Raw genomic sequence first — 18,707 nt, forward strand, 5'->3', positions numbered from 1 at the left:
TTTTACAGTGAAGAATATACGAACCTAGCCTGAGTGATTAAAGAACGCAATGTACACGATTGATTTAATTCTGCGTCATGTCCCCATGCCCGTGAGCATTGAACGCAAGGAAAGTGCCGCAGCGACAGCAGTCTATCAGCAAATTCAGCAGGCGATGGCCAGTGGCACCCCGACTGTCCTCGAACTGACGTGCGATCGCCAAGTGGGCAAGAAGTTAACTGTCCTCACCTCAGAAATTGTGGCTGTGCAAATAGCTGATAAGGATGCTCCCTCCAGTGTGACTAGTCGTGGGGGATTCTTTGCCCAGCTCGTGCAGCAAACCAGCAACTAAGGGAAAATCTCTCAACAAAGTTTAATTTTTCTTCGCAATGGTGAGTCTTTGCCGTTAGGATACTAAGCAGACTGATCCGTAGGGGAACGTTGAGCGAATCCTCCCCGTCTGAAAGTCAGGTATCTGTGGTGTGTCGTAATAGGGTTGTCTATGGTGAAGCGTTTCCTACCGGTTCTGATTCTGTTGGGGTGTAGTCTTGGTCTTGTGACCCCTGCCCTTGTGCGAGCCCAAGTCAATCAGGGTTTTACCTTCACTTGGGGAGATGGTCCCAGTGGACGGCAGCAACTCCAGTACCATTTAGAAAACGGTACGCCCGGCTTTATGGGCGATCGCTACTGGCTGCGCTTGGGTGAACAAAAAGTCGCGATTAATCGCATTAACATTACTTATCCCGATTACTACAACGGCATTATTGATCCTAGGGGTATCGAGGTACGGGTGGGGGGCGATCGCGGGAATCGCTTTTTTCAATTCCGCCGTAATCTTGGCCAAAAAATTGAACTAGCGGAGGTGTCCCTTGACCGCGATAACCGCGTCATTGACATCGTACCCGCAGAGGTCATTCCCGCAGGCACGCCCGTGCAAGTGATCCTCAACAATGTGCGCAATCCCAATCATGGCGGGATGTACTACTTCAATGCGCGCATTGGCTCCCCCGGCGATATTCCCCTGATGCGTTATATCGGGACTTGGATTCTGAGTATTGCCAATAACTAAGCCAATAACTCACTGGAACTCAATTTGCCAATTTGCGAACTGGTTCGCCATCCCTAGCCAGATTCGGGCGATCGCCCGAGGCTAGTCTTTGTGTGTCACAGCCGGTTCACTCTTCACGCCTGATGCTAGATTCTGTCAAGTCTTCATTCCCCCACATTTCGCCTCTCCTCACTCCCCTGATGTACCGTCTGGTGGGGGATATTGTCCTGCGGCGCTATTTTCGTACCCTTGAGGTGCAAGGGCAGGAGCAGATACCCAAAAGGGGGCCCGTGATCTTGGCACCCACCCATCGTTCCCGTTGGGATGCGCTCATTATTCCCTATGTGACGGGACGGCGGGTGAGTGGACGCGACCTCTACTACATGGTCTCCCACGATGAAATGCTGGGACTGCAAGGCTGGGTAATTGGTCAGTGTGGTGGTTTTCCCGTCAATACCCAAGCGCCTTCGGTGAGTGCCTTGCGGACAGGTGTGGAACTTCTGCGGCAGGGACAGGCCTTGGTGGTCTTTCCTGAGGGCAATATCTTTCGCGATCGCCAGATTCATCCCCTAAAGCCGGGCTTGGCGCGTTTAGCCCTTCAGGCAGCTCAGCGCTGTCAAGAAGCGATCCAGATTCTGCCGATTTTACTCGATTATGCTCAGCCCTATCCGCAGTGGGGAAGCGAGGTCAAGGTGATCATTGGTGCTCCCTTGAGTACGGGCAATTACGATGTTACCCACCCCAAAAGTGCTGCCCAAGAACTGACGAGTGATCTTTTGAGGGCACTGCAGCAGCTTCAAGAGGGGCGATCGCTCCTGTGTTTGGCTTGAATCCCTCTAAGAATCCGTAGGCACAATTAGCGCTTCAAATTGCTGGCGAATCTGGTCAGTGACTTCCTTAACGGCCTGTCGTGCCCCTTGGCGATCGCGCCGATACAGCGGCCAATAGGTCTCTAGATTCAGCGGTTCGCCAACACTGAGGCGCACTTGGCGCAGACCCACCAAGCGATTGACATTAGGGCTTTTTCCCTCTAACCAATCAAACGTCCGCCAGAGGATCAGTGCCACATCGGCAAAGCGATCAATCGTGAATTTCTCACGGATATAGCTACCCGTAATCGAGGTAAATCGCTCCGCAAGACGCATATGACGTAATCGCACATTGGCTTCCTCGGCCAACCAATCGGCTAAACAGCGCTCTACGGCAGACAGTTGTGCCAAATCACCGCGAAACATCCGTTCCCAAGCGGCCTGTTCAATCCGTCGGCAGCGACTCACAAAATCTTCACTGGCCTTAAGACCAAAGTAGGACTCTGCCACTACAAGGGCACTGTTGAGGAGTCGCTGAATCCGTGCTGCCAATTCGGCATTGGGGGAGTCAAAGGGGGGCAGTTCGGGAAAATCTTGGCGGTAGGACGTGGCATAAAAGGTCTCTAGGCGATCCAACAGGTGCATCGCTAAATTGAGCAGGCGGCGGTAGAGATCCTGCGGTTCGGTACTCTGAGAATTGGTGGGGCAGCCAAGGCGGTTCTCCAGTTGTGCCATCAGCATGGCCATGCGTTCCCAAGAGGGCTGACTGAGGCTGTACTGAATGCCAACGGGGAGAATGACCACAGGGAGCGATCGCCCCGCCTTCGTCAAATCTTCCAGACACCAAAATCCCAGTTGTGCCACGCCCGGCTCTAAAGGTGCGACCAGTTCATTGTGTTCATTCGTTGCCCCCTCCGGCGCTGCTGCTAGGGGAAATCGTCCCTCCAAGAGTAACTCCCGTGCCGATCGCAGGGCTTGGCTATCGAGCTTGCCGCGCATGATGGAAATCCCCCCCAACCGTGAGAAGAGCCAACCAATTTGCTCCCCTGCCCAGAGGGGAATCCCGCGATCGTAGAGAAAATAACCATTCGTGGGAGGACGCAAGCGAATGCCCAGCCGCCGTGCTGTTTGCGGCAATAGATGCCACATCAAATAGCCCATCACCAAAGGATCATCCGTACAAGGATGGCGAAAGGCAATGAGGAGCCGCACCTGTCCCCGCTGAAACTGCTCGTAATAACGGGCAAGGGTCTCGACATTCACCCCTTCCACCCGATTGAGACCAAGGCCGTAGCGGATGTAAAAGGGCAGGAGCCGTGCCGCCGTCCACCAAACTGGATAGCTAAATCGCTGGGGGAGAAAATGCAACGGGGGTTGGGCAGTCGCAACCACACTGGACATGACGCAAACTCCTCAGAAACAAGGGTTTAGACTGAGGCAGTGGCCAACTCCGCAATCAACTGTTCCAACATCGGCTGATCCGCCCAATAGACAGCATTACAGAACTGACAGGTGGCTTCCGCCTTCGCCTCTGTGGCTAGAATATCCTTTAATTCTGCCTCCCCTAGGAGCTTGAGTGCCGCTAGCATCCGTTCATGGGAACAGCCACAGTGGAAGCGCACCATTTGCCGTTGGGGCAAGAGTTGCAAGTCCATATCCCCAAGGAGTTCCTGAAAGATATCTGGCAGTGTCCGCCCCGCCTGTAGCAGGGGTGTAAAGCCCTTGAGATTGGCCACCCGTTCTTCAAGGGTGGCGATCAGGTGTTCATCATTGGCAGCTTTGGGTAGCACCTGTAACATCAACCCACCGGCGGCAGTCACCCCGGCCTCTTCAACAAAAACGCCTAACATCAGGGCTGAGGGGGTTTGCTCTGAAGTGGCGAGGTAGTAGGTGACATCTTCGGCAATTTCCCCGGAGACAAGCTCCACCGTACTGGAATAGGGATAGCCGTAGCCAAGATCGTGGATGACGTAGAGATACCCCTGACGCCCCACTGCCGCACCCACGTCCAGTTTGCCCTTGGCATTGGGGGGCAGTTCAACACTGGGATACTGCACATAGCCGCGAACCGTGCCATCGGCACCCGCATCCGCGAAAACCGTTCCTAGGGGGCCATTGCCTTGAATGCGCACATTCACCCGTGCTTGGGGCTGTTTGAAACTAGAGGCGAGAATTAAGCCAGCGGCCATGGTTCGTCCCAAAGCAGCCGTGGCAACGTAGGAGAGTTGGTGGCGTTGGCGGGCTTCATCGGTGAGTTGAGTGGTAATGACGCCCACGGCACGGATGCCTTCAGCCGCAGCCGTTGCTCGCAACAGAAAATCTGCCATGATTAGCCTAAAGAAATGTTTCGTTACACTTAGTTTATCTCCTTTCAATTGACCCCAAGGGCAGCCACCTGACGGGCAACATTTGGGAGACCCCTAGCAAGAACATCAGGAAATTGGCGATGATAGGCAAACAATCGTGATGCAGCGTCCAGTGATTGCGCCTATGGCCATGTCCTTAACTGTTTTGTCGGCGGCAACTGTCTTGGCAGAAGCAACAGAATTGCCTGAAGGGGGTCTGATTACGGAGATTCCGACGCTGGCGATCGCCCACCGCTTAGCACACCACCTCCGCCACCACTGGCCTTTAGAGACACCCTTGACACTCATTGACGCCCAACACCAGAGCACACTCCTCACCCTTGGCGAATTGGCAGAACTAACAGAGGCCACCTGCCCGCTACAACTGTATGTGCCACCCCCCCTACCAGAGGCACTGATTCAGTTTCAACGCTTGATTGACGTGGTTCGAGAACTGCGCCATCCTGAGCGAGGCTGCCCTTGGGATTTGCAGCAAACACCCACCACCCTCATTCCCTACGTTCTTGAGGAGGCCTATGAAGTTGTCCATGCCCTTCAAGAGGGAGACACCGGAGCGATCGCCGAAGAATTGGGAGACCTGTTGCTGCAAGTCGTGCTCCAGAGTCAACTGGCTCAAGAAGCCGATCAATTTACCCTCGCCCAAGTTATTCAAGGGATTACCAATAAGCTGATCCGCCGCCATCCCCATGTCTTTGGTGAAGTGGCACTCACCACTGCGCAAGAGGTGCGCGATCAATGGGAGCAAATCAAAGCGGCTGAAAAAGGGACTGAAGACCGCCTCCCCCTGAGTCAAAAGCTGCAACGCTATGCCCGTACCCTGCCCCCCCTGATGGCGGGTATGAAAATTGGTGAGCGAGCCAGTCGCGCTGGCCTAGATTGGCCAACCATTAGCGGTGCATGGGAGAAATTTTACGAGGAGCTGGCGGAGTTTCAGGAGGCCCTTTTGCAAGGGAATGCCGAGCAACAGGCTGCGGAATTGGGAGACCTGCTCTTTAGTGTGATTAACCTTGCCCGCTGGTGCCAACTAGATCCTGTGAATGCCCTGCAACAAACCTACCAACGCTTTATCCAACGCTTGGAGTGTATTGAGGCGGCCATCGATCGCCCCCTTGAAACTTACACCCTAGAAGAACTGGAAGCCCTATGGCAACAGGCCAAGGTACAGTTAGCCGCAGACAACCGAACCGAAGTGCCACCGGAGACCAAACCCGAAGAGGCCTAATCCATGGCTGCCATTTCCACTTTCAGTTCATCGAGATTCCACAGGGCACCCCCCAGCGCCGTGGGATTCGCGCCCACCACATGATTGCGAAAAGCCGTGAGGGAGAGGGGATTCACCAAGTAGATAAAGGGGAGATATTCCTGAGCCAGCCGCTGGGCTTCAGCGTAGATTTGCTTGCGGCGTTCTAAATTGAGTTCCTGTGCTCCCTGCACATAGAGATCACTAATGCGCTGCTCCCAGTCGGCCACCACTCGACCCGTGATCGGCGGTTGGTTGGGTGCCGGTTGCTGATTGAACGTATGCAAAAGGCCATCCACGCGCCAGATATTGGCACCGCTATTGGGTTCATTGCCACCCCCCGTAAAACCGAGGATATGGGCTTCCCACTCTAGGGAATTGGAGAGACGATCCACGAGGGTGCCAAAGGCCAAAAATTGCAGATCCACCTGCATGCCGATCGCCCCCAAGTCCTGCTGAATTTGTGTCGCTATCGCCTCACGGATTTTGTTGCCCGCATTGGTAATCAGTGAAAAGCGGACGCGGTTCCCTTGAGCGTCAAAGAGGCGACCTTGATTGTCGTAGCGGAAGCCTGCCTCTTGCAGTAATGCCTTGGCTTTGGCCACATCGTAACGGTAGGTGGGCAGTCCCTGCTCTGGGGAGAAGTAAAAGGGGCTTTGTACGGGAATCGTTGAGTGTTGGGGCGCCCCTAGGCCTTGGTAGATGTTGTTAATCATCCGCTGGCGATCGAGGGCATAGGCCACTGCCTGACGGAACCGCACATCGTTAAACCACTCGGACTTCACGGGATCCACAAGGGGCTTGCCATTGCGGCGACCGCGATTGAGATTAAAGGAAAGGAAAAGGGTATTGGGACTCGGCCCACTGTTGTAGATGCGAAACTGGCCGCGCTTTTCCTCGCGTTTCAAAAGAGCAAACATCTCAGGGGTAACGGCAAATAGATCCAGACCGCCCGAGCGAAATTGCAGCATGGCGGTGTCGGTGGATTCCACAATTTGCCAAATAAAGCGTTCCAGATGGGGCAGGGGCGATCGCCAGTAGAAGGGATTGCGCCGAAAAATCAACCGCTGGCTATTCACATAGCGATCCATGACAAAAGGGCCATTCCCCACAATCTGCCGCGGATCAGTATCTGTGCCCCACATGGACAAAAACTTCAACCGCCCTTGGCTATCCCGTTCTCGTACCGCTTGCCGCAGCAGATGGGCGGGTAAAATCGGCAAGCCAGTATTGCGTAAAAACGGCGCAAAGGGTTCAGGGAGCTTAAACGTCACTTGGCGATCGCCTTGGGCGGTCACTTCGGGCAGCAGCCCCTTCTGGCCAATACGGAGAATATCGCGGCTACTGGTGGGAATCTCAGGATTGAAATAGATCTCATTGTAGGTGAAGACCACATCCTCACTGGTGAGGGGCATCCCATCCGACCATTTCAGATTCGGCTTGAGTTGAAAGACAATCTCGAGGGTTTCAGGCTTAATTTGCCAAGATTCAGCGAGGGCTGGCTCCAGCTCACCCGTGAGGCCATTTTCTTGAATTAACCCTGTATAAAGGTAGCTAAAGACATTGGGGGACTCTTGGCTCAGGGCATAGTTAAAGGTTTTTGGGTCTGAGGTGACGGCGGTCACCAATTGGTTGCCACGCGGCGTAATTAGGCCAGCACAGCTTCCGAGGCTGAGGGTGCATAGACAAACCAGTAGCGCAATTAGAGGCCATCGCCACCCGCGCATCAGCCGCCACCGACAATCGTGACAATTTCCAAGCGATCGCCCGCCTGCACATAGGTGGTTTCCCAAAACTGCCGATGTAAAATCTCACCATTGTATTCAATGGCAACAAGGCGGGGGTGAATATTGAGCAAGTCACAGAGTTCTGGAATCGAGAGCGATCGCCTCAGGGTGTGAGGAGTGCCATTGACATGGATGACGATCGCTGGCTCAACAGGAACCATAACAGTAGGGGCAAATTCGACCTACAGGAACTGCTCAAGGGTCGCTTCAATTTTGGTTTTGGGTACTGCACCCACCAAAATATCCACCTTTTGGCCGCCCTTGAAAATCATCAGCGTCGGGATGCTGCGAATACCGTAGTCGGTGGCCACCTTAGAGTTTTCGTCAGTGTTCACCTTGACAACCTTGACTCTGCCCTGGTACTCATTGGCAATTTCATCAACAACGGGTGCTACCATGCGGCAGGGTCCACACCAAGGTGCCCAAAAGTCTACCAGTACAGGAATATCGCTATTTAATACTTCTTCTTCAAAGGTGGCATCTGTAACGGACAATGCACTGGACATAAACAGAACCCTTATAACGAATCAGCAGCCTTAAAAATATACTCTAGCAACCTTTAGGCTGCCCTTGGGCTTCGGATTATTTTTTGATTTTCCAGACCCTAGGCAGTCTAGCTCGTGGCTAGGTTTGATTTGCAGTATATCACGTCGCCCTCGGCATACAGGAGACTATCGGCGTATAATAGAGTTGCCGTTTCCTATCCAGAGGATGTCAACTATGGCAACAAAATCTGCAAAACCCACCTACGCTTTCCGTACCTTTTGGGCTGTGCTGCTGTTGGCCATTAACTTCTTGGTTGCCGCCTACTACTTTGGCATCCTCAAGTGACGCTCATCCCGCTAGTGAAAGTCCCTGCGGGGGCGGGCAATCTGTTCATGCAGCTTCGCCACTTTCTGTTGAATCTTCTTCCAGTTGGCTGACCCAATCTGTTTCCGCTTCAGTCTGCGTTGCAGCAATTGAAGCTTGCGTAAGCATCGAGGGGGCACCCTAGCCCCCCATTACTGGTAATCACCTCAACTCACGGCCAAAGGGCAGTAATCCTAAAATCATCAGCTTGAAATGCTGCTGCGCAAAGGGCAGGCCAATAATCGTCACCGCCAAGAGCAACCCCCAAAAGAGGTGATTGAGGGCAATGCCCCAGCCCACAACCAAAAGCCACAGGATATTAAAGATCATCGTTAGGGTGCTGTTGGCATCGGGCGCTTCAACAATTTGCTTTCCAAAGGGCAATAGAGCACTCCAACCCAGTTGAATCGCTTTAATCCCAAAGGGAATGCCAATGATCGTCAGGCACAGCGTCACACCGCCCAGCATATAGCCAATGCCCGTCAGGAAGCCGCCAAAGATTAGCCAAATGATATTGCCCAGAAGACTCATGATCCGCTGCTCCAAACATTACCTAAGCCTAGCCTAGCAAGTAGCCAGTCGAGGAATTCTGCATAGGCAATCTGAGTCTGGAACCATGACGGTGGCAGTTGTCCAAAATAGGTCATCGCAAACTCAACTCTCACATCCCGTTCACGATTGTAGCGCTGTTGGGGTTAAGTGCATTATCTTGGGGGGAAAGGCGCAGGAGTCGCTGCACCCTCTCGGCTGGAATTTCCTTTTGGAACTGTGGTGCTTGGTAGGCATAGGCACTGTAGAGTTGAGGTCGCTCTGTAGGAAGCAGCGCTAAGCACCACTGCTGAACGATTTCTCGACACTGAGGTATCTGCTCCTGAAGAAGAGCGTGCGCTTCTTGAACCACTGCTAGGGAACCTTGCTTCAGTAATAGTTGTGACTCAAGTGTTTGACAATTTGACCCATTGCAGCCTCACGGATCACTCCTCCTGTGCGTAGCAACTCACCACTAAAAAGCCCATTCAGAATGTCTGGAGTAACGTCAAAAGTGACTGTGAGCGGAAATTGTATGATGTTACCCTACCTTAGTAAAGTACCGATCAATGATTTCAGGATCAACTGCTTTTGAAATCTCTTCTACCGTTGCATTACCAACTAACTGAGAAAGTGCTTCTTCTAAATCAATCAAGCTTTTTGCTTTATTTCTGAAATCAATCGAGGAAACACTAGGATCTAGCTTGATTTTGACTAAAAAGAAATCTGTTTCCCTACAGTCTTTTTCATTTATTATTTTTTTATTTGTCCAAATTATATCGCAATCTTGGTTAGAACAGTTATAGATATATTTCATTTTCCGAAGGAGAAGGTTACAACTTTGCTTATCTAGAGATTTACTAATATTCTCAATAAATTTACGATCTGATTCGCGAATTGCTAAAATCAGAAATAGATTTCTTTCAGAAGGCAAGTTGTTTTTTATGATATCTAATAAAATACTCCCAGCAACTAAAACTAATACTACACCTGCACTAATCACTAAAAGATTGAGACTAAAACTGAAAAAATTCATACCCTTAACCTTCATATTTAGAGTTTGTTAACGGATTCAATGACTTGGGCTATTTCGGTAGCGTAATGCGGAAGCCGGGGGGGAGATAGTCATCCCCTAAGTAGTTGCTGGGAATCGTGCTGGTGTTGCCATCCCGCAGTGCCAAGTAGCTTGGTGACATGATTTCGATACCCGCTTCGTTGCAGGCGTCTTGGAGGTTTTGATGCAATTCAGAAATGGTATAGCGCAGCCCCTTCCAGTTACGGGTGTAAACATTCAGCTCATAGGCGATGTGGTAGTCATTGAGGGCAGTTTGCAACACAAAGGGGGCAGGATCATCGAGGATGTTTGTAGTGCGGCGACCCGCCTCAATCATGGCTGCATAAACGTCGCGCCAAGGGACATCATAGCCAAGGGTAATCGTGGTTTGCAAAATCAAGGGCTGACCCATTTCCCGAATGGCTACAGCGTAATTGATGACTGTGCTGTTGAGCAGTGACGAGTTGGGAACTGTAATCACTTGATTATTGAAGGCACAAATACGGGTGACAAGGAGCGTTTTTTGTACCACAATCCCCTTAACATCGCCGATTTGAATGAGGTCGCCCACCTGAAAGGAGCGAGTATAGATGAGAATGACGCCACCCACCACGTTGGCGATCGCCGAGGTGGAACCCAAGGAAAAGAGAATCCCCAAAAACACAGAAATACCTCGGAAGGCTGGGGAGTCAAAGCCGGGTAAGTAGGGAAAGACAACGACTGCCGCCAAAGCAATAATTAAAATTTGCAGCAGGTTGTAGGTGGGTTTTGCCCAATCGGTGTAGAAGCCCGGAATGACCAAACGCTCGGTTTCAAGGGCATAAAAAATCGCCCGCACCCCTTTCAAGATGTAGTAGGTGATAGCCACAATGACGGCGATCGCCACCAGATTAGGCAGATAGTTGCCAATACTCGTGAGAATAAATTCAAGGGAACCCAAGAAGTGATTGAGAAAATTCTTGCCAAAGGCGCGTGTCCAAGGAAAGAGATTGAAAACAAACGTCAGGTACAGATAGAGGATAAATAGCAGCAGCGCCAACCGCGTAAACTGCAATATCCGCAATAGCCAAAGCTCAACCGTTTCCTGAGAAATAATCTCAAAATTTTGCAGGCGTAAAGGGGGAATCCGCTCGCCACCCCAGCGGCTTACCGGCGGGAAAATCTTACCGGAGATGCGAATAATCACTGAACAGAGGATCAGGGTGAGAATCGTTGTTAAAACTGCAAAAACAGTATTTTTGAGCAGGTTTTGGGGAACGCGATCTTGGCGATAACGGGTAATGGCCTCACGAATGCGCTGGGCGAGTTCAATCGCTATTTCTTCTTGCGTTTCTAGGCGATCGCCCACATCGGCTTTTGTAATGGTGACGAGCGGGCGGTTGTCTTGAACCACGCTGACATTGTCGCGATCGCCCACTCTTTTGATGGTAATGCTCTCAACGGGAATATCTTCATCCTCTGCCACTTGCAGGATACGGCGTTGAATCGCTGCCGCCCGTTCCTCGGGGGTAAAGGAGCCAATGCCTTCACGCACCTCAAACAAAACTTCGCCATCGAGGATCACTGGGTATTCCTGAATCTCAGCCGCCGCTGGGGGTACTTGGGCATCTTGCGCCATTAAAGGCCACTGTGCCTGCCCCACCACCAGTAAAAAAGTGAACAATAGGCACAGGAAAAAGCGTGTCCAAAAGCGTGGCTTTGTCATAGATGGCGGGGATGCAGGCAGTTCATTCTCCATTTTTGGGTGAAATCCTTGCCTGCCGCTGCTTTAGCGAAGATCCTTAACAATTGGTCGCTAGGTACTCTGCCAGTGCCTCCGAACCGCCAATGTATTGGCCGTCAATAAAGACTTGAGGAACCGTTGTTGCCCCTGTCACTGCTTGGAGCGATCGCAGGCTAGCCCCCTCACCGATGACAATCTCATCGTAGTGAATGCCCTTTTGCGCCAGCATGGTTTTGGCGTTGGCGCAGTAGGGACAGCCCCGCTTTGTAAAGAGAGAAACACATTGCCGCTTGTAGCTGGGGTTGAGGTAGCAGAGCATCGTTTCCGCATCCGAGACCTTAAAGGGGTCGCCGGGTTCTTCGGGTTCAATGAACATTTTCTCGATGACGCCATCCTTCACCAGCATTGAATAACGCCAAGAGCGCTTGCCAAAGCCAAGGTCTTCCTTATCAACAAGCATTCCCATGCCGGCGGTAAACTCACCATTACCATCGGGAATGAGGCGCACATTCTCGGCTTGCTGGGTTTTGCCCCACTCATTCATGACAAAGGCATCATTCACGGAAATGCAGAGGATGTCATCCACGCCACAGTCACGAAATAGGGGTGCCAATTCGTTGTAGCCGGGGAGATGGGTTGAAGAACAGGTAGGGGTGAAAGCGCCCGGCAAAGCAAACACAACAACGGTTTTGCCATTGAACAAATCATTGGTGGTCACATTGACCCATTGATCGCCTTCACGGGTGCGAAAGGTGACGTCGGGAACTCGTTGCCCTTCACGGTTGGGTAGCATGGTGGAGTCCTCTACATAACGTTGCTTTCTAAAGCGTAGTCGTTATGACTTTAATTTGTCAAGCGACAATGGCTCGTTTTTGATCTCAGGTGCTCCCCTCTAGCCTAGGAAGTGATCTACAGCCTTCTGATATGGTCTCCTGATTGACAGGCTATTTGGAAAACTTTGTGGCTTGACTCAAGTTTGCTATCGTACAGGTAGACTTACTCAGCGTACGATTACGACCATAACCTTTGGCGAGCTTCTGATGGAAGAACTGCTTAAAACCAGCCAAGAACTAGCTGAACTGTTCCCTGACGGTGCGATTTTTATTGGCGGAATCGCAGTTTATCTGCACAGCAAATCCCAAGGTCTATTGCATCTTGCTGAAAGCAGTCATGATGGAGACTTCTACATCTCCCTTATTGATTTTGCAGATTTACGAGATTTGGAAGAGATCACACCAAACCGGCGCTTAAATAAGTATCAGCTCATTAAGAATGGATGGGAATTTGATGTCTATGTTGAAAGAAATAATCATCTCGCTATACCCTTCTGTGAGGTCAATGCAGAAAAAATAGTTATTGATAATTTGCCCTGTGCGTGTTTAGAGCATCTATTAATTCTTAAGTTAGATGCTTATTCTGACAGGTTTCATTCATCAAAAGGCGATAAAGATAAGCGAGATATTATTCGCATCTTAAACATGATGAAAAGTCCAAGAATTGATATTTTGAAAAACTACTTAGATCAAGAAAAAATAAAACTCATTAAATTGGCAATTAGTGATAATTCAAAATATCTAGAAATGTGCAAAAACAATTCTCAACAAGCAAGTGCATTACGTAAGTCAACACAGAAAAATAGTCAAATTTTGCTCGATTTAGAAGTATGAGAAAACTATATCGCGTTTTTATACCACCGCCAAAATATGAGAAAAGGTGTTACTCCTATGAAATGATTTATACACTTGAGGAAATATGTGAAAAAGCGGGCTACAAATTAAAAGTAACAGGATGCCTAACACCGAAAATAATTTTAGCAGAAAAAGAAAATACAATTGCTTTTGATCGAGAGGGAAATCCAATCTATATCGTAGATGTTAGAGGTATTGATTTGTCGAGACCTGAAGGGTGGGAAATGATTTTGGAAACATTAGCCTATGGCTTTATGGATTACGCCACACGAGAAACGGTGCGTCACCTGTCTTGATTGAACTTCACGGGAGCGTTGATGGAGCAGCAAATTGTCCATGCCACAACAGGACGGGTGCGATTTCGGGTGCCGCGTGTGCAGCGAGATTCGGCCTACGGAGAGTTATTGGTGCAGTTGCTGGAGTCTTTGGCCATTGTCGAGCGGGTACGGCTCAATCCCCAAGCGGCAACGGTGGTGGTGGAGTATCAACCCCATTTGCTCCATGAAGCGGCGGTCTATGAAAGTTTGAATCACTGTTTTCAGCAAGCCATGGTGGCCATGCCGCAGCCCTTGCCGGAGAGTGCGGCTCCTGCGGATGCGATCGCCCTTGAAGATTACGAAGCACAAGTCGAGGCCGATGCTCGCCTTGAAACCGATTGGGAACGCTTGGGACTGCCCTTAGTGGCCTTGGGAGTCTCGCTCCTTAGTGTGCCCTTGGAATTGCCCTTCGCGGTGGTTGGGGCAACGGTCTTGGCCAGTGCTTGGCCTTGGTTTCAGCGGGTGGGGCATCAAATTAGTCAGGGGCATCCTCCCAATGTGGATTTGCTCGATAGCCTCTGGATGGCACTGCATACCGTCAATGGCCAGTTCTTAGCGCCTGCCTTGAAGACTGCCCTAGTGGGGGTACGGGCAGATGTGCGCGATCGCCAGCGACGACAACAGTTGCATCGATATCCCAGTGTCTTGATGGCTCACTACGAACACCTGACGGTGGAACGCCAAGGACATTCCCTGACGATTGAAAGTCAGGAGTTACAAGCGGGGGATCTCCTGTGGCTGCGGCCGGGGGATGTTGTGCCCGTAGATGGCAGTGTTGTTGCTGGATTGGCGGAAGTGGAGCCTGCCCATTTTGAATTCTCGCGACAGGTGTGGGTGTGTCGTCCCGGCGATGCTCTCTATGCCGGCTGTCAAATCCTGACAGGACAAGTCCAGCTGCGGGTAGTGCGTACTGGCTGGCAAACACGCCTTGGCTTGATCACGGATCTCCTGCACACTGAACCGGTCTATGACAGTGCTCTTGCTCACCAACAGGGGGAATTTGCGCGCCATGCGGTGCTGCCAACCCTTGCCCTCAGTGGTGCCCTCTGGTTGGCTACGGGAGTCTATGGGCCAGCGATCGCCCCCCTACAATTTGACTTTGGCAGTGGTGTGCAACTGTCGCTGCGGACGGTAATGCTCTCGGCGCAGGTATTTGCTGTGCAACAGGGGATCTATTTACCCACCGCTGGTACTTTAGAGCAACTGGCACAACTAGAGAGCTTGGTGATTGATGCTCGCGCAGGTCTTCCCCAGCCCCAACGGGCACAAATCCTGATTCAGCAATTGCGACACCTTGGCCTTCATATCTATCTGCTGCAAGATCAAGGCTCGCCCCTTGAGGGCACCACCGATCTCACGAGCGATCGCCTCACCGATCTGCAGGCCTACCTCGTGGGTAAGCGGCGGCGGGTGGGTTGGATTAGCTTTGGTGACACCTGCTCCTGTCCTGAAGCCACATGGCTACCGATTCGCTGGCAGCCCCCTACCTTTGCCCCCAATGCCAAAGTGGTCGTTCTCTTGGATGGCGACTGGTCTGCCCTTGGCCGTGGCATGGCCATTGCCCGCGATGCCCTAGAGCGCACCTATCACAATGTTGCCTTGATTTCTCTGCCCAATTTAGCCGTTACCTTTGGCGGCATGTTTTTGGGCTTGCATCCTGTGGTCAATGTCGTCACCAACAACGCCACTGCCTTTATGGCCGAGTTTTGGCATGGAAACTCACCCCAGTTTCGTACCGCCCTATTGCCAAGTACACCAACGACCGTCCCCCTGCAACCGCTGCCCCTAGAATCCCCGCAACTAGCGGTGGCCTTATAGAGCGAGGCTATCCAAGCGTCAATAGCGCTGCTTCAAGAAGGTGAGCAGCGACCAAAGTCCCGTAAACCAACTGGCAATCGCAAGGATTAAGAAAATTCCCCCCGGCAGCATCGTCAGCCAACCGGTTCCTCGCAAGAGGTAGAGAATGAGGAAGACGGTGAAACAAGTACCAAAAGCATAATAGGCACGGCGCACGGCAAATTAGGTAATGAAGTGTTATAGTGATCTCGTAATGTAAGGGCATGGGACTTGTCAACAGTGAAACAATTGACGTTGATGGGCTATCCCAACATCACCACTTGGTATCTCGAAATGGGGTTGCGCCAACGGCGAGCAGCCATCCCTGCACTCTCGGTTGTGGATAATTGCGAAGGACCGAGTATGAGCTGATCGGCCTGCAAGTGTTCACCCCTGTGTGAACTGGGTCGATCAGAAGTGTTGAGCGTATTCATCACTGTTACTGCACTTCAAGTTTTTAACAACTTCAACCCATTAGACACCCCTCAGCGGGTCTAGTCATGTTGCGGTTAGGAATGTTCCTGACTGGGCGGCTGCCCCTGCTGTGGAATTAGCTTGCGAGGAACGACCAATGTCTGCATTTGCTACCCCCATTACCCCTGCACCCATTCCCGACAATATCACCTTAACAGAACTTATTGATAAATACTTTACGGCCTACAACTCGGCACGCTTGCGGGAAATCTGCCAACTTCTGAGCCAACGGGTCTTCCAGCCAGAAGTGACGGTTGGCCTCAGCCTCTCAGGGGCGATGACCCCCACGGGATTGGGCATCTCTGCCTTAGCGCCTTTAGTGCGGGCGGGATTTGTTGATTACATTATTAGCACTGGGGCAAACCTCTACCACGATATTCACTATGCCCTCGGCATGGATCTCTATGCGGCACATCCTTTTGTCGATGATGTGCAACTGCGCAAGGAAAGCAAAATCCGCATCTATGACATTATCTTTGACTACGATGTGCTCCTTGAAACTGACGCCTTTTTGCGGCAAGTGCTGCGCAGTGAAACCTTCCAACGCCGCATGGGCACCGCCGAGTTTCACTATCACCTAGGGCGCTATGTCCGCGAACTGGAAGTGCAGCGGGGACAAACCCATTCCTGTCTCTTGGCCACGGCCTATGAGTGTGGGGTGCCCATTTACACCTCCTCCCCCGGTGATAGCTCCATTGGTATGAATGTGGCGGCGATCGCCCTCGAAGGGTCGAAACTGATCATTGACCCCGCCATTGATGTCAATGAAACCGCTGCGATTGCCTACTTTGCCCGCGAAGCCGCTGAAGGAAATGGTAAGAGTGCCGCTCTCATTATTGGTGGCGGGAGTCCGAAAAACTTCCTGCTGCAAACCCAGCCACAGATCCACGAGGTTTTGGGATTAGAGGAACGAGGGCACGATTACTTTATTCAGATTACCGATGCGCGGCCGGATACGGGTGGCCTCTCGGGCGCTGTGCCCAGTGAAGCCGTCAGTTGGGGCAAGGTGGATCCCCAAGGGTTGCGGGATACCGTGGTCTGCTACACCGATAGCACGATCGCTCTTCCCATCCTTACCGCCTACTGCCTCAATCGCTGTCAACCCCGTCCCCTCAAACGCCTCTACGATCGCCGCGGCGAAATGGTCGAACGCCTGCAGCAGCTCTACCTGCAAGCGCAACTTCAGCACAAGGTGAAAGACCTGCCCCCTGCAGCACCTGTAGCCACCTATCCCTGTGGTACGCCGATTCGTCGGGGCTAGTCACAGCGGCGGGGGATCCGCAGGGATCCCTCGAAGGCTCGCGCGAGATTTTCAGGGGTAAAGACCTCACTGGTGCGGCCATAGGCTAGGATGCTGCGGTTCACCAGCACCACCTGATCACAAAAGGTGGTAATCGAGGAGAGATCATGAGTGGAGATGAGAATTGTGTGCCCCTTCTCCCGCTCCGCCATGAGGAGATCAATAATCAGTTTCTCCGTTTTTACATCCACACCCGCAAAGGGTTCATCCAAGAGCAACACCTGTGCTTCTTGGGCAAAGGCGCGGGCAAGGAACATTCGCTTCTTTTGTCCGCCGGAGAGTTCGCCAATTTGGCGGTGCCGCAAGGGCCACAATTCCACCTGTTCTAGACTTTCCCGTACCCGCTGGCGATCGCGCGCGGTTGGTTGGCGCAGCCAGTTCATTTTGCCATAGCGCCCCATCATCACGACATCCCAGACCCGCAGCGGAAACTGCCAATCGACATCTTCACTTTGGGGCACATAGGCCACCAAGGACTGCCGTTGTACCTGCTGCAGGGGCAACCCATGAATGCACACCTGACCTCGGATCGGCTTGACAAACCCCATGATGGCCTTGAAAAGGGTGGATTTGCCAGCCCCATTCATGCCCACCACCCCACAGATCGTGCCGGCGGGCAGTTGCAGCGTTGCCCCATGGAGGGCAAGATGGCGATGATAGGCCACCGTCACATCTTGTAAATCAATGGCAGGGCTAGAAATCATGAGGCTGTCCTCCCGGTAAGACCGCGAATCAGGGTGTGGATGTTGTAGCGCAGGAGTTCAAGATAGGTGGGGGCATTGCCCTCAGGAGGCGATAGGGAATCCACATAGAAGATGCCGCCAAAGGTAGCGCCAGACTCCCGTGCCACCTGTTGTTGCGGACCGGCATTAACCGTACTTTCACAGAAAACAGCGGGAATTTGTTGGCGCCGCACAATGTCAATCACCCGTGTCATTTGTCGCGGCGTCCCTTCCTCATCGGCATTCACAGGCCAGAGATACACTTCCTCAAGGTCATAGTCCCGCGCTAGGTAGGAGAAGGCGCCTTCACAGGTGACGATGTAGCGTTTGTTGGCGGGGAGGGCTGCTAGGGCTTGACGTAGCTCTTGATCAAGGGCGCGAATTTGGGCTTTATAGGCTGCGGCGTTGGCGGCATAGATCTCCGCGCCAGCAGGATCGAGGTCTGTGAGCGCTTTGCGAATGTTGTCAACATAAATCAGGGCATTTTGGGGTGACATCCAAGCATGGGGGTTGGGTTGTCCGCGGTAGGCATCCTCTTGAATGGGAATGGGGGTAATCCCCTCTGTGAGCGTGACGCGGGGCACATTCGGTAGGCTGTTGTAGAAGCGATCGCCCCAGCGTTCGAGGCCAAGGCCATTTTCTAAAATGAGAGCCGCTTCCTGCCCCCGCACCAAGTCACTGGGAGTAAATTCATAGCTGTGGACTTCAGCTCCCGGTTTAAGGAGGGATTCCACTCGCAGGCGATCGCCCGCCACCTGCTGCGCCATATCCGCAAGGACTGTAAACGTGGTCAGCACCAAGGGGCGTTCATCCCGGTCGGTTTGCATTTGACCAGTTGTTTCCCGCTGCTCAGGCGCAAGAGCGGCACATCCCCCCACTACGAGTACTCCCACCAATAACCAACTCAGTTGTCGCATTGCATTTTCCATTTTCATAATTCTTTCATAATTCTCAGCCTAACACAGAAGCTTCAAGAAAATGAAATAA

The 18,707-nt window shown here is 52.1% G+C and carries 22 protein-coding genes; 10 read left to right on the forward strand and 12 right to left on the reverse strand.

Translation table 11 applies throughout. The features are described from left to right. Positions 1-49 precede the first annotated feature (49 nt). The 3 genes from RHJ80_RS05310 (at position 50) to RHJ80_RS05320 (ending at position 1,857) form a co-directional block, all read left to right on the forward strand. A complete protein-coding gene (locus RHJ80_RS05310) occupies positions 50-331 on the forward strand; it encodes a hypothetical protein (protein WP_310801611.1) in 282 nt (93 codons plus the stop codon). Positions 332-481: 150 nt separating this feature from the next. Continuing rightward, positions 482-1,048 (forward strand): DUF2808 domain-containing protein, encoded by a 567-nt coding sequence (locus RHJ80_RS05315; protein WP_206201389.1) that lies wholly within the window; start codon positions 482-484, stop codon positions 1,046-1,048. Between the two features lie 122 nt (positions 1,049-1,170). Beyond that, positions 1,171-1,857: a 1-acyl-sn-glycerol-3-phosphate acyltransferase gene (locus RHJ80_RS05320; RefSeq protein ID WP_286649818.1), complete on the forward strand. Its 687-nt coding sequence runs from the start codon at positions 1,171-1,173 to the stop codon at positions 1,855-1,857. Positions 1,858-1,863: 6 nt separating this feature from the next. On the opposite strand, the gene RHJ80_RS05325 is transcribed toward RHJ80_RS05320, so the two are convergent. Further along, on the reverse strand, positions 1,864-3,237 hold the full coding sequence (locus RHJ80_RS05325) for a 1-acyl-sn-glycerol-3-phosphate acyltransferase (protein ID WP_310801612.1): 1,374 nt from the start codon (positions 3,235-3,237) through the stop codon (positions 1,864-1,866). A 26-nt stretch (positions 3,238-3,263) separates the two neighbouring features. After that, positions 3,264-4,163, reverse strand: a complete 900-nt coding sequence (gene hslO / locus RHJ80_RS05330) for an Hsp33 family molecular chaperone HslO (protein WP_206201392.1) — start codon at positions 4,161-4,163, stop codon at positions 3,264-3,266. A 139-nt stretch (positions 4,164-4,302) separates the two neighbouring features. Between hslO and mazG the strand changes: the two genes are divergently transcribed. After that, on the forward strand, positions 4,303-5,424 hold the full coding sequence (mazG, locus tag RHJ80_RS05335) for a nucleoside triphosphate pyrophosphohydrolase (protein WP_310742773.1): 1,122 nt from the start codon (positions 4,303-4,305) through the stop codon (positions 5,422-5,424). On the opposite strand, the gene RHJ80_RS05340 is transcribed toward mazG, so the two are convergent. The 3 genes from RHJ80_RS05340 to trxA are packed head-to-tail and all read right to left on the reverse strand — an operon-like array spanning position 5,421 to position 7,735. Beyond that, a complete protein-coding gene (locus RHJ80_RS05340; RefSeq protein ID WP_315863349.1) occupies positions 5,421-7,169 on the reverse strand; it encodes an ABC transporter substrate-binding protein in 1,749 nt (582 codons plus the stop codon). The genes mazG and RHJ80_RS05340 overlap by 4 nt on opposite strands. Next, positions 7,169-7,390 carry a sulfur carrier protein ThiS gene (thiS, locus tag RHJ80_RS05345; RefSeq protein ID WP_302679041.1) on the reverse strand — a complete coding sequence of 74 codons (222 nt, stop codon included), beginning with the start codon at positions 7,388-7,390 and terminating at the stop codon, positions 7,169-7,171. The genes RHJ80_RS05340 and thiS overlap by 1 nt, the downstream gene beginning before the upstream one ends. Positions 7,391-7,411: 21 nt before the next feature. Beyond that, positions 7,412-7,735, reverse strand: a complete 324-nt coding sequence (trxA, locus tag RHJ80_RS05350) for a thioredoxin (RefSeq protein ID WP_310801613.1) — start codon at positions 7,733-7,735, stop codon at positions 7,412-7,414. Positions 7,736-7,949: 214 nt separating this feature from the next. Here trxA and psaX point away from each other — a divergent pair, with 214 nt between their 5' ends. Continuing rightward, entirely contained in the window at positions 7,950-8,060 is a 111-nt protein-coding gene (gene psaX / locus RHJ80_RS05355) for a photosystem I protein PsaX (protein WP_081711791.1), read from the forward strand. 180 nt (positions 8,061-8,240) lie between these two features. Here the strand turns inward: psaX and RHJ80_RS05360 are convergent, their stop codons facing one another. The 4 genes from RHJ80_RS05360 to RHJ80_RS05375 form a co-directional block, all read right to left on the reverse strand. Beyond that, positions 8,241-8,609: a YccF domain-containing protein gene (locus RHJ80_RS05360; RefSeq protein WP_310744200.1), complete on the reverse strand. Its 369-nt coding sequence runs from the start codon at positions 8,607-8,609 to the stop codon at positions 8,241-8,243. Between the two features lie 538 nt (positions 8,610-9,147). Further along, complete coding sequence (locus RHJ80_RS05365; RefSeq protein WP_310801614.1) at positions 9,148-9,657, reverse strand: hypothetical protein; 510 nt, start codon at positions 9,655-9,657, stop codon at positions 9,148-9,150. A gap of 34 nt (positions 9,658-9,691) precedes the next feature. Next, positions 9,692-11,365: a mechanosensitive ion channel family protein gene (locus RHJ80_RS05370; RefSeq protein ID WP_310801615.1), complete on the reverse strand. Its 1,674-nt coding sequence runs from the start codon at positions 11,363-11,365 to the stop codon at positions 9,692-9,694. A gap of 76 nt (positions 11,366-11,441) precedes the next feature. After that, the gene (locus RHJ80_RS05375; RefSeq protein WP_310744922.1) at positions 11,442-12,176 is read right to left on the reverse strand and encodes a glutathione peroxidase; all 735 of its coding nucleotides are present in this window, start codon (positions 12,174-12,176) and stop codon (positions 11,442-11,444) included. 247 nt (positions 12,177-12,423) lie between these two features. Between RHJ80_RS05375 and RHJ80_RS05380 the strand changes: the two genes are divergently transcribed. The 3 genes from RHJ80_RS05380 (at position 12,424) to RHJ80_RS05390 (ending at position 15,206) form a co-directional block, all read left to right on the forward strand. Next, positions 12,424-13,050 carry a hypothetical protein gene (locus RHJ80_RS05380; RefSeq protein WP_149817687.1) on the forward strand — a complete coding sequence of 209 codons (627 nt, stop codon included), beginning with the start codon at positions 12,424-12,426 and terminating at the stop codon, positions 13,048-13,050. A 62-nt stretch (positions 13,051-13,112) separates the two neighbouring features. Then, the gene (locus RHJ80_RS05385) at positions 13,113-13,367 is read left to right on the forward strand and encodes a hypothetical protein (protein ID WP_310744204.1); all 255 of its coding nucleotides are present in this window, start codon (positions 13,113-13,115) and stop codon (positions 13,365-13,367) included. A 21-nt stretch (positions 13,368-13,388) separates the two neighbouring features. Further along, a complete protein-coding gene (locus RHJ80_RS05390; protein ID WP_310801616.1) occupies positions 13,389-15,206 on the forward strand; it encodes an HMA2 domain-containing protein in 1,818 nt (605 codons plus the stop codon). A gap of 18 nt (positions 15,207-15,224) precedes the next feature. Here RHJ80_RS05390 and RHJ80_RS05395 read toward each other — a convergent pair whose 3' ends face one another. Further along, positions 15,225-15,401 (reverse strand): hypothetical protein, encoded by a 177-nt coding sequence (locus tag RHJ80_RS05395; protein WP_310801617.1) that lies wholly within the window; start codon positions 15,399-15,401, stop codon positions 15,225-15,227. Between the two features lie 63 nt (positions 15,402-15,464). On the opposite strand from RHJ80_RS05395, the gene RHJ80_RS05400 reads away from it, so the two are divergent. Beyond that, positions 15,465-15,596, forward strand: a complete 132-nt coding sequence (locus tag RHJ80_RS05400; protein WP_255451698.1) for a hypothetical protein — start codon at positions 15,465-15,467, stop codon at positions 15,594-15,596. A 199-nt stretch (positions 15,597-15,795) separates the two neighbouring features. Next, positions 15,796-16,959 carry a homospermidine biosynthesis protein gene (gene speY / locus RHJ80_RS05405; protein WP_149817679.1) on the forward strand — a complete coding sequence of 388 codons (1,164 nt, stop codon included), beginning with the start codon at positions 15,796-15,798 and terminating at the stop codon, positions 16,957-16,959. Here speY and RHJ80_RS05410 read toward each other — a convergent pair. Continuing rightward, a complete protein-coding gene (locus RHJ80_RS05410) occupies positions 16,956-17,702 on the reverse strand; it encodes a metal ABC transporter ATP-binding protein (protein WP_310801618.1) in 747 nt (248 codons plus the stop codon). The genes speY and RHJ80_RS05410 overlap by 4 nt on opposite strands. After that, positions 17,699-18,649 (reverse strand): metal ABC transporter substrate-binding protein, encoded by a 951-nt coding sequence (locus RHJ80_RS05415; protein WP_310801619.1) that lies wholly within the window; start codon positions 18,647-18,649, stop codon positions 17,699-17,701. Before RHJ80_RS05415 ends, RHJ80_RS05410 begins: the two co-directional genes overlap by 4 nt. Between the last annotated feature and the right edge of the window lie 58 nt (positions 18,650-18,707).

The organism is Thermosynechococcus sp. QS41, assembly GCF_031583515.1.
Classification (GTDB): Bacteria; Cyanobacteriota; Cyanobacteriia; order Thermosynechococcales; family Thermosynechococcaceae; genus Thermosynechococcus.

Bases quoted from the DNA above. Each gene is read 5' to 3' on its own strand.
- RHJ80_RS05385 (WP_310744204.1), top strand. From the start codon at position 13,113: ATGATTTATACACTTGAGGAAATATGTGAAAAAGCGGGCTACAAATTA.
- RHJ80_RS05325 (WP_310801612.1), bottom strand. From the start codon at position 3,237: ATGTCCAGTGTGGTTGCGACTGCCCAACCCCCGTTGCATTTTCTCCCC.
- RHJ80_RS05415 (WP_310801619.1), bottom strand. From the start codon at position 18,649: ATGGAAAATGCAATGCGACAACTGAGTTGGTTATTGGTGGGAGTACTC.
- RHJ80_RS05375 (WP_310744922.1), bottom strand. From the start codon at position 12,176: ATGCTACCCAACCGTGAAGGGCAACGAGTTCCCGACGTCACCTTTCGC.
- thiS (WP_302679041.1), bottom strand. From the start codon at position 7,390: ATGGTTCCTGTTGAGCCAGCGATCGTCATCCATGTCAATGGCACTCCT.
- hslO (WP_206201392.1), bottom strand. From the start codon at position 4,163: ATGGCAGATTTTCTGTTGCGAGCAACGGCTGCGGCTGAAGGCATCCGT.
- mazG (WP_310742773.1), top strand. From the start codon at position 4,303: ATGCAGCGTCCAGTGATTGCGCCTATGGCCATGTCCTTAACTGTTTTG.
- RHJ80_RS05365 (WP_310801614.1), bottom strand. From the start codon at position 9,657: ATGAAGGTTAAGGGTATGAATTTTTTCAGTTTTAGTCTCAATCTTTTA.
- speY (WP_149817679.1), top strand. From the start codon at position 15,796: ATGTCTGCATTTGCTACCCCCATTACCCCTGCACCCATTCCCGACAAT.
- RHJ80_RS05390 (WP_310801616.1), top strand. From the start codon at position 13,389: ATGGAGCAGCAAATTGTCCATGCCACAACAGGACGGGTGCGATTTCGG.
- trxA (WP_310801613.1), bottom strand. From the start codon at position 7,735: ATGTCCAGTGCATTGTCCGTTACAGATGCCACCTTTGAAGAAGAAGTA.
- RHJ80_RS05410 (WP_310801618.1), bottom strand. From the start codon at position 17,702: ATGATTTCTAGCCCTGCCATTGATTTACAAGATGTGACGGTGGCCTAT.
- RHJ80_RS05370 (WP_310801615.1), bottom strand. From the start codon at position 11,365: ATGACAAAGCCACGCTTTTGGACACGCTTTTTCCTGTGCCTATTGTTC.
- RHJ80_RS05315 (WP_206201389.1), top strand. From the start codon at position 482: ATGGTGAAGCGTTTCCTACCGGTTCTGATTCTGTTGGGGTGTAGTCTT.
- RHJ80_RS05360 (WP_310744200.1), bottom strand. From the start codon at position 8,609: ATGAGTCTTCTGGGCAATATCATTTGGCTAATCTTTGGCGGCTTCCTG.
- RHJ80_RS05340 (WP_315863349.1), bottom strand. From the start codon at position 7,169: ATGCGCGGGTGGCGATGGCCTCTAATTGCGCTACTGGTTTGTCTATGC.
- RHJ80_RS05310 (WP_310801611.1), top strand. From the start codon at position 50: ATGTACACGATTGATTTAATTCTGCGTCATGTCCCCATGCCCGTGAGC.
- RHJ80_RS05380 (WP_149817687.1), top strand. From the start codon at position 12,424: ATGGAAGAACTGCTTAAAACCAGCCAAGAACTAGCTGAACTGTTCCCT.
- psaX (WP_081711791.1), top strand. From the start codon at position 7,950: ATGGCAACAAAATCTGCAAAACCCACCTACGCTTTCCGTACCTTTTGG.
- RHJ80_RS05320 (WP_286649818.1), top strand. From the start codon at position 1,171: ATGCTAGATTCTGTCAAGTCTTCATTCCCCCACATTTCGCCTCTCCTC.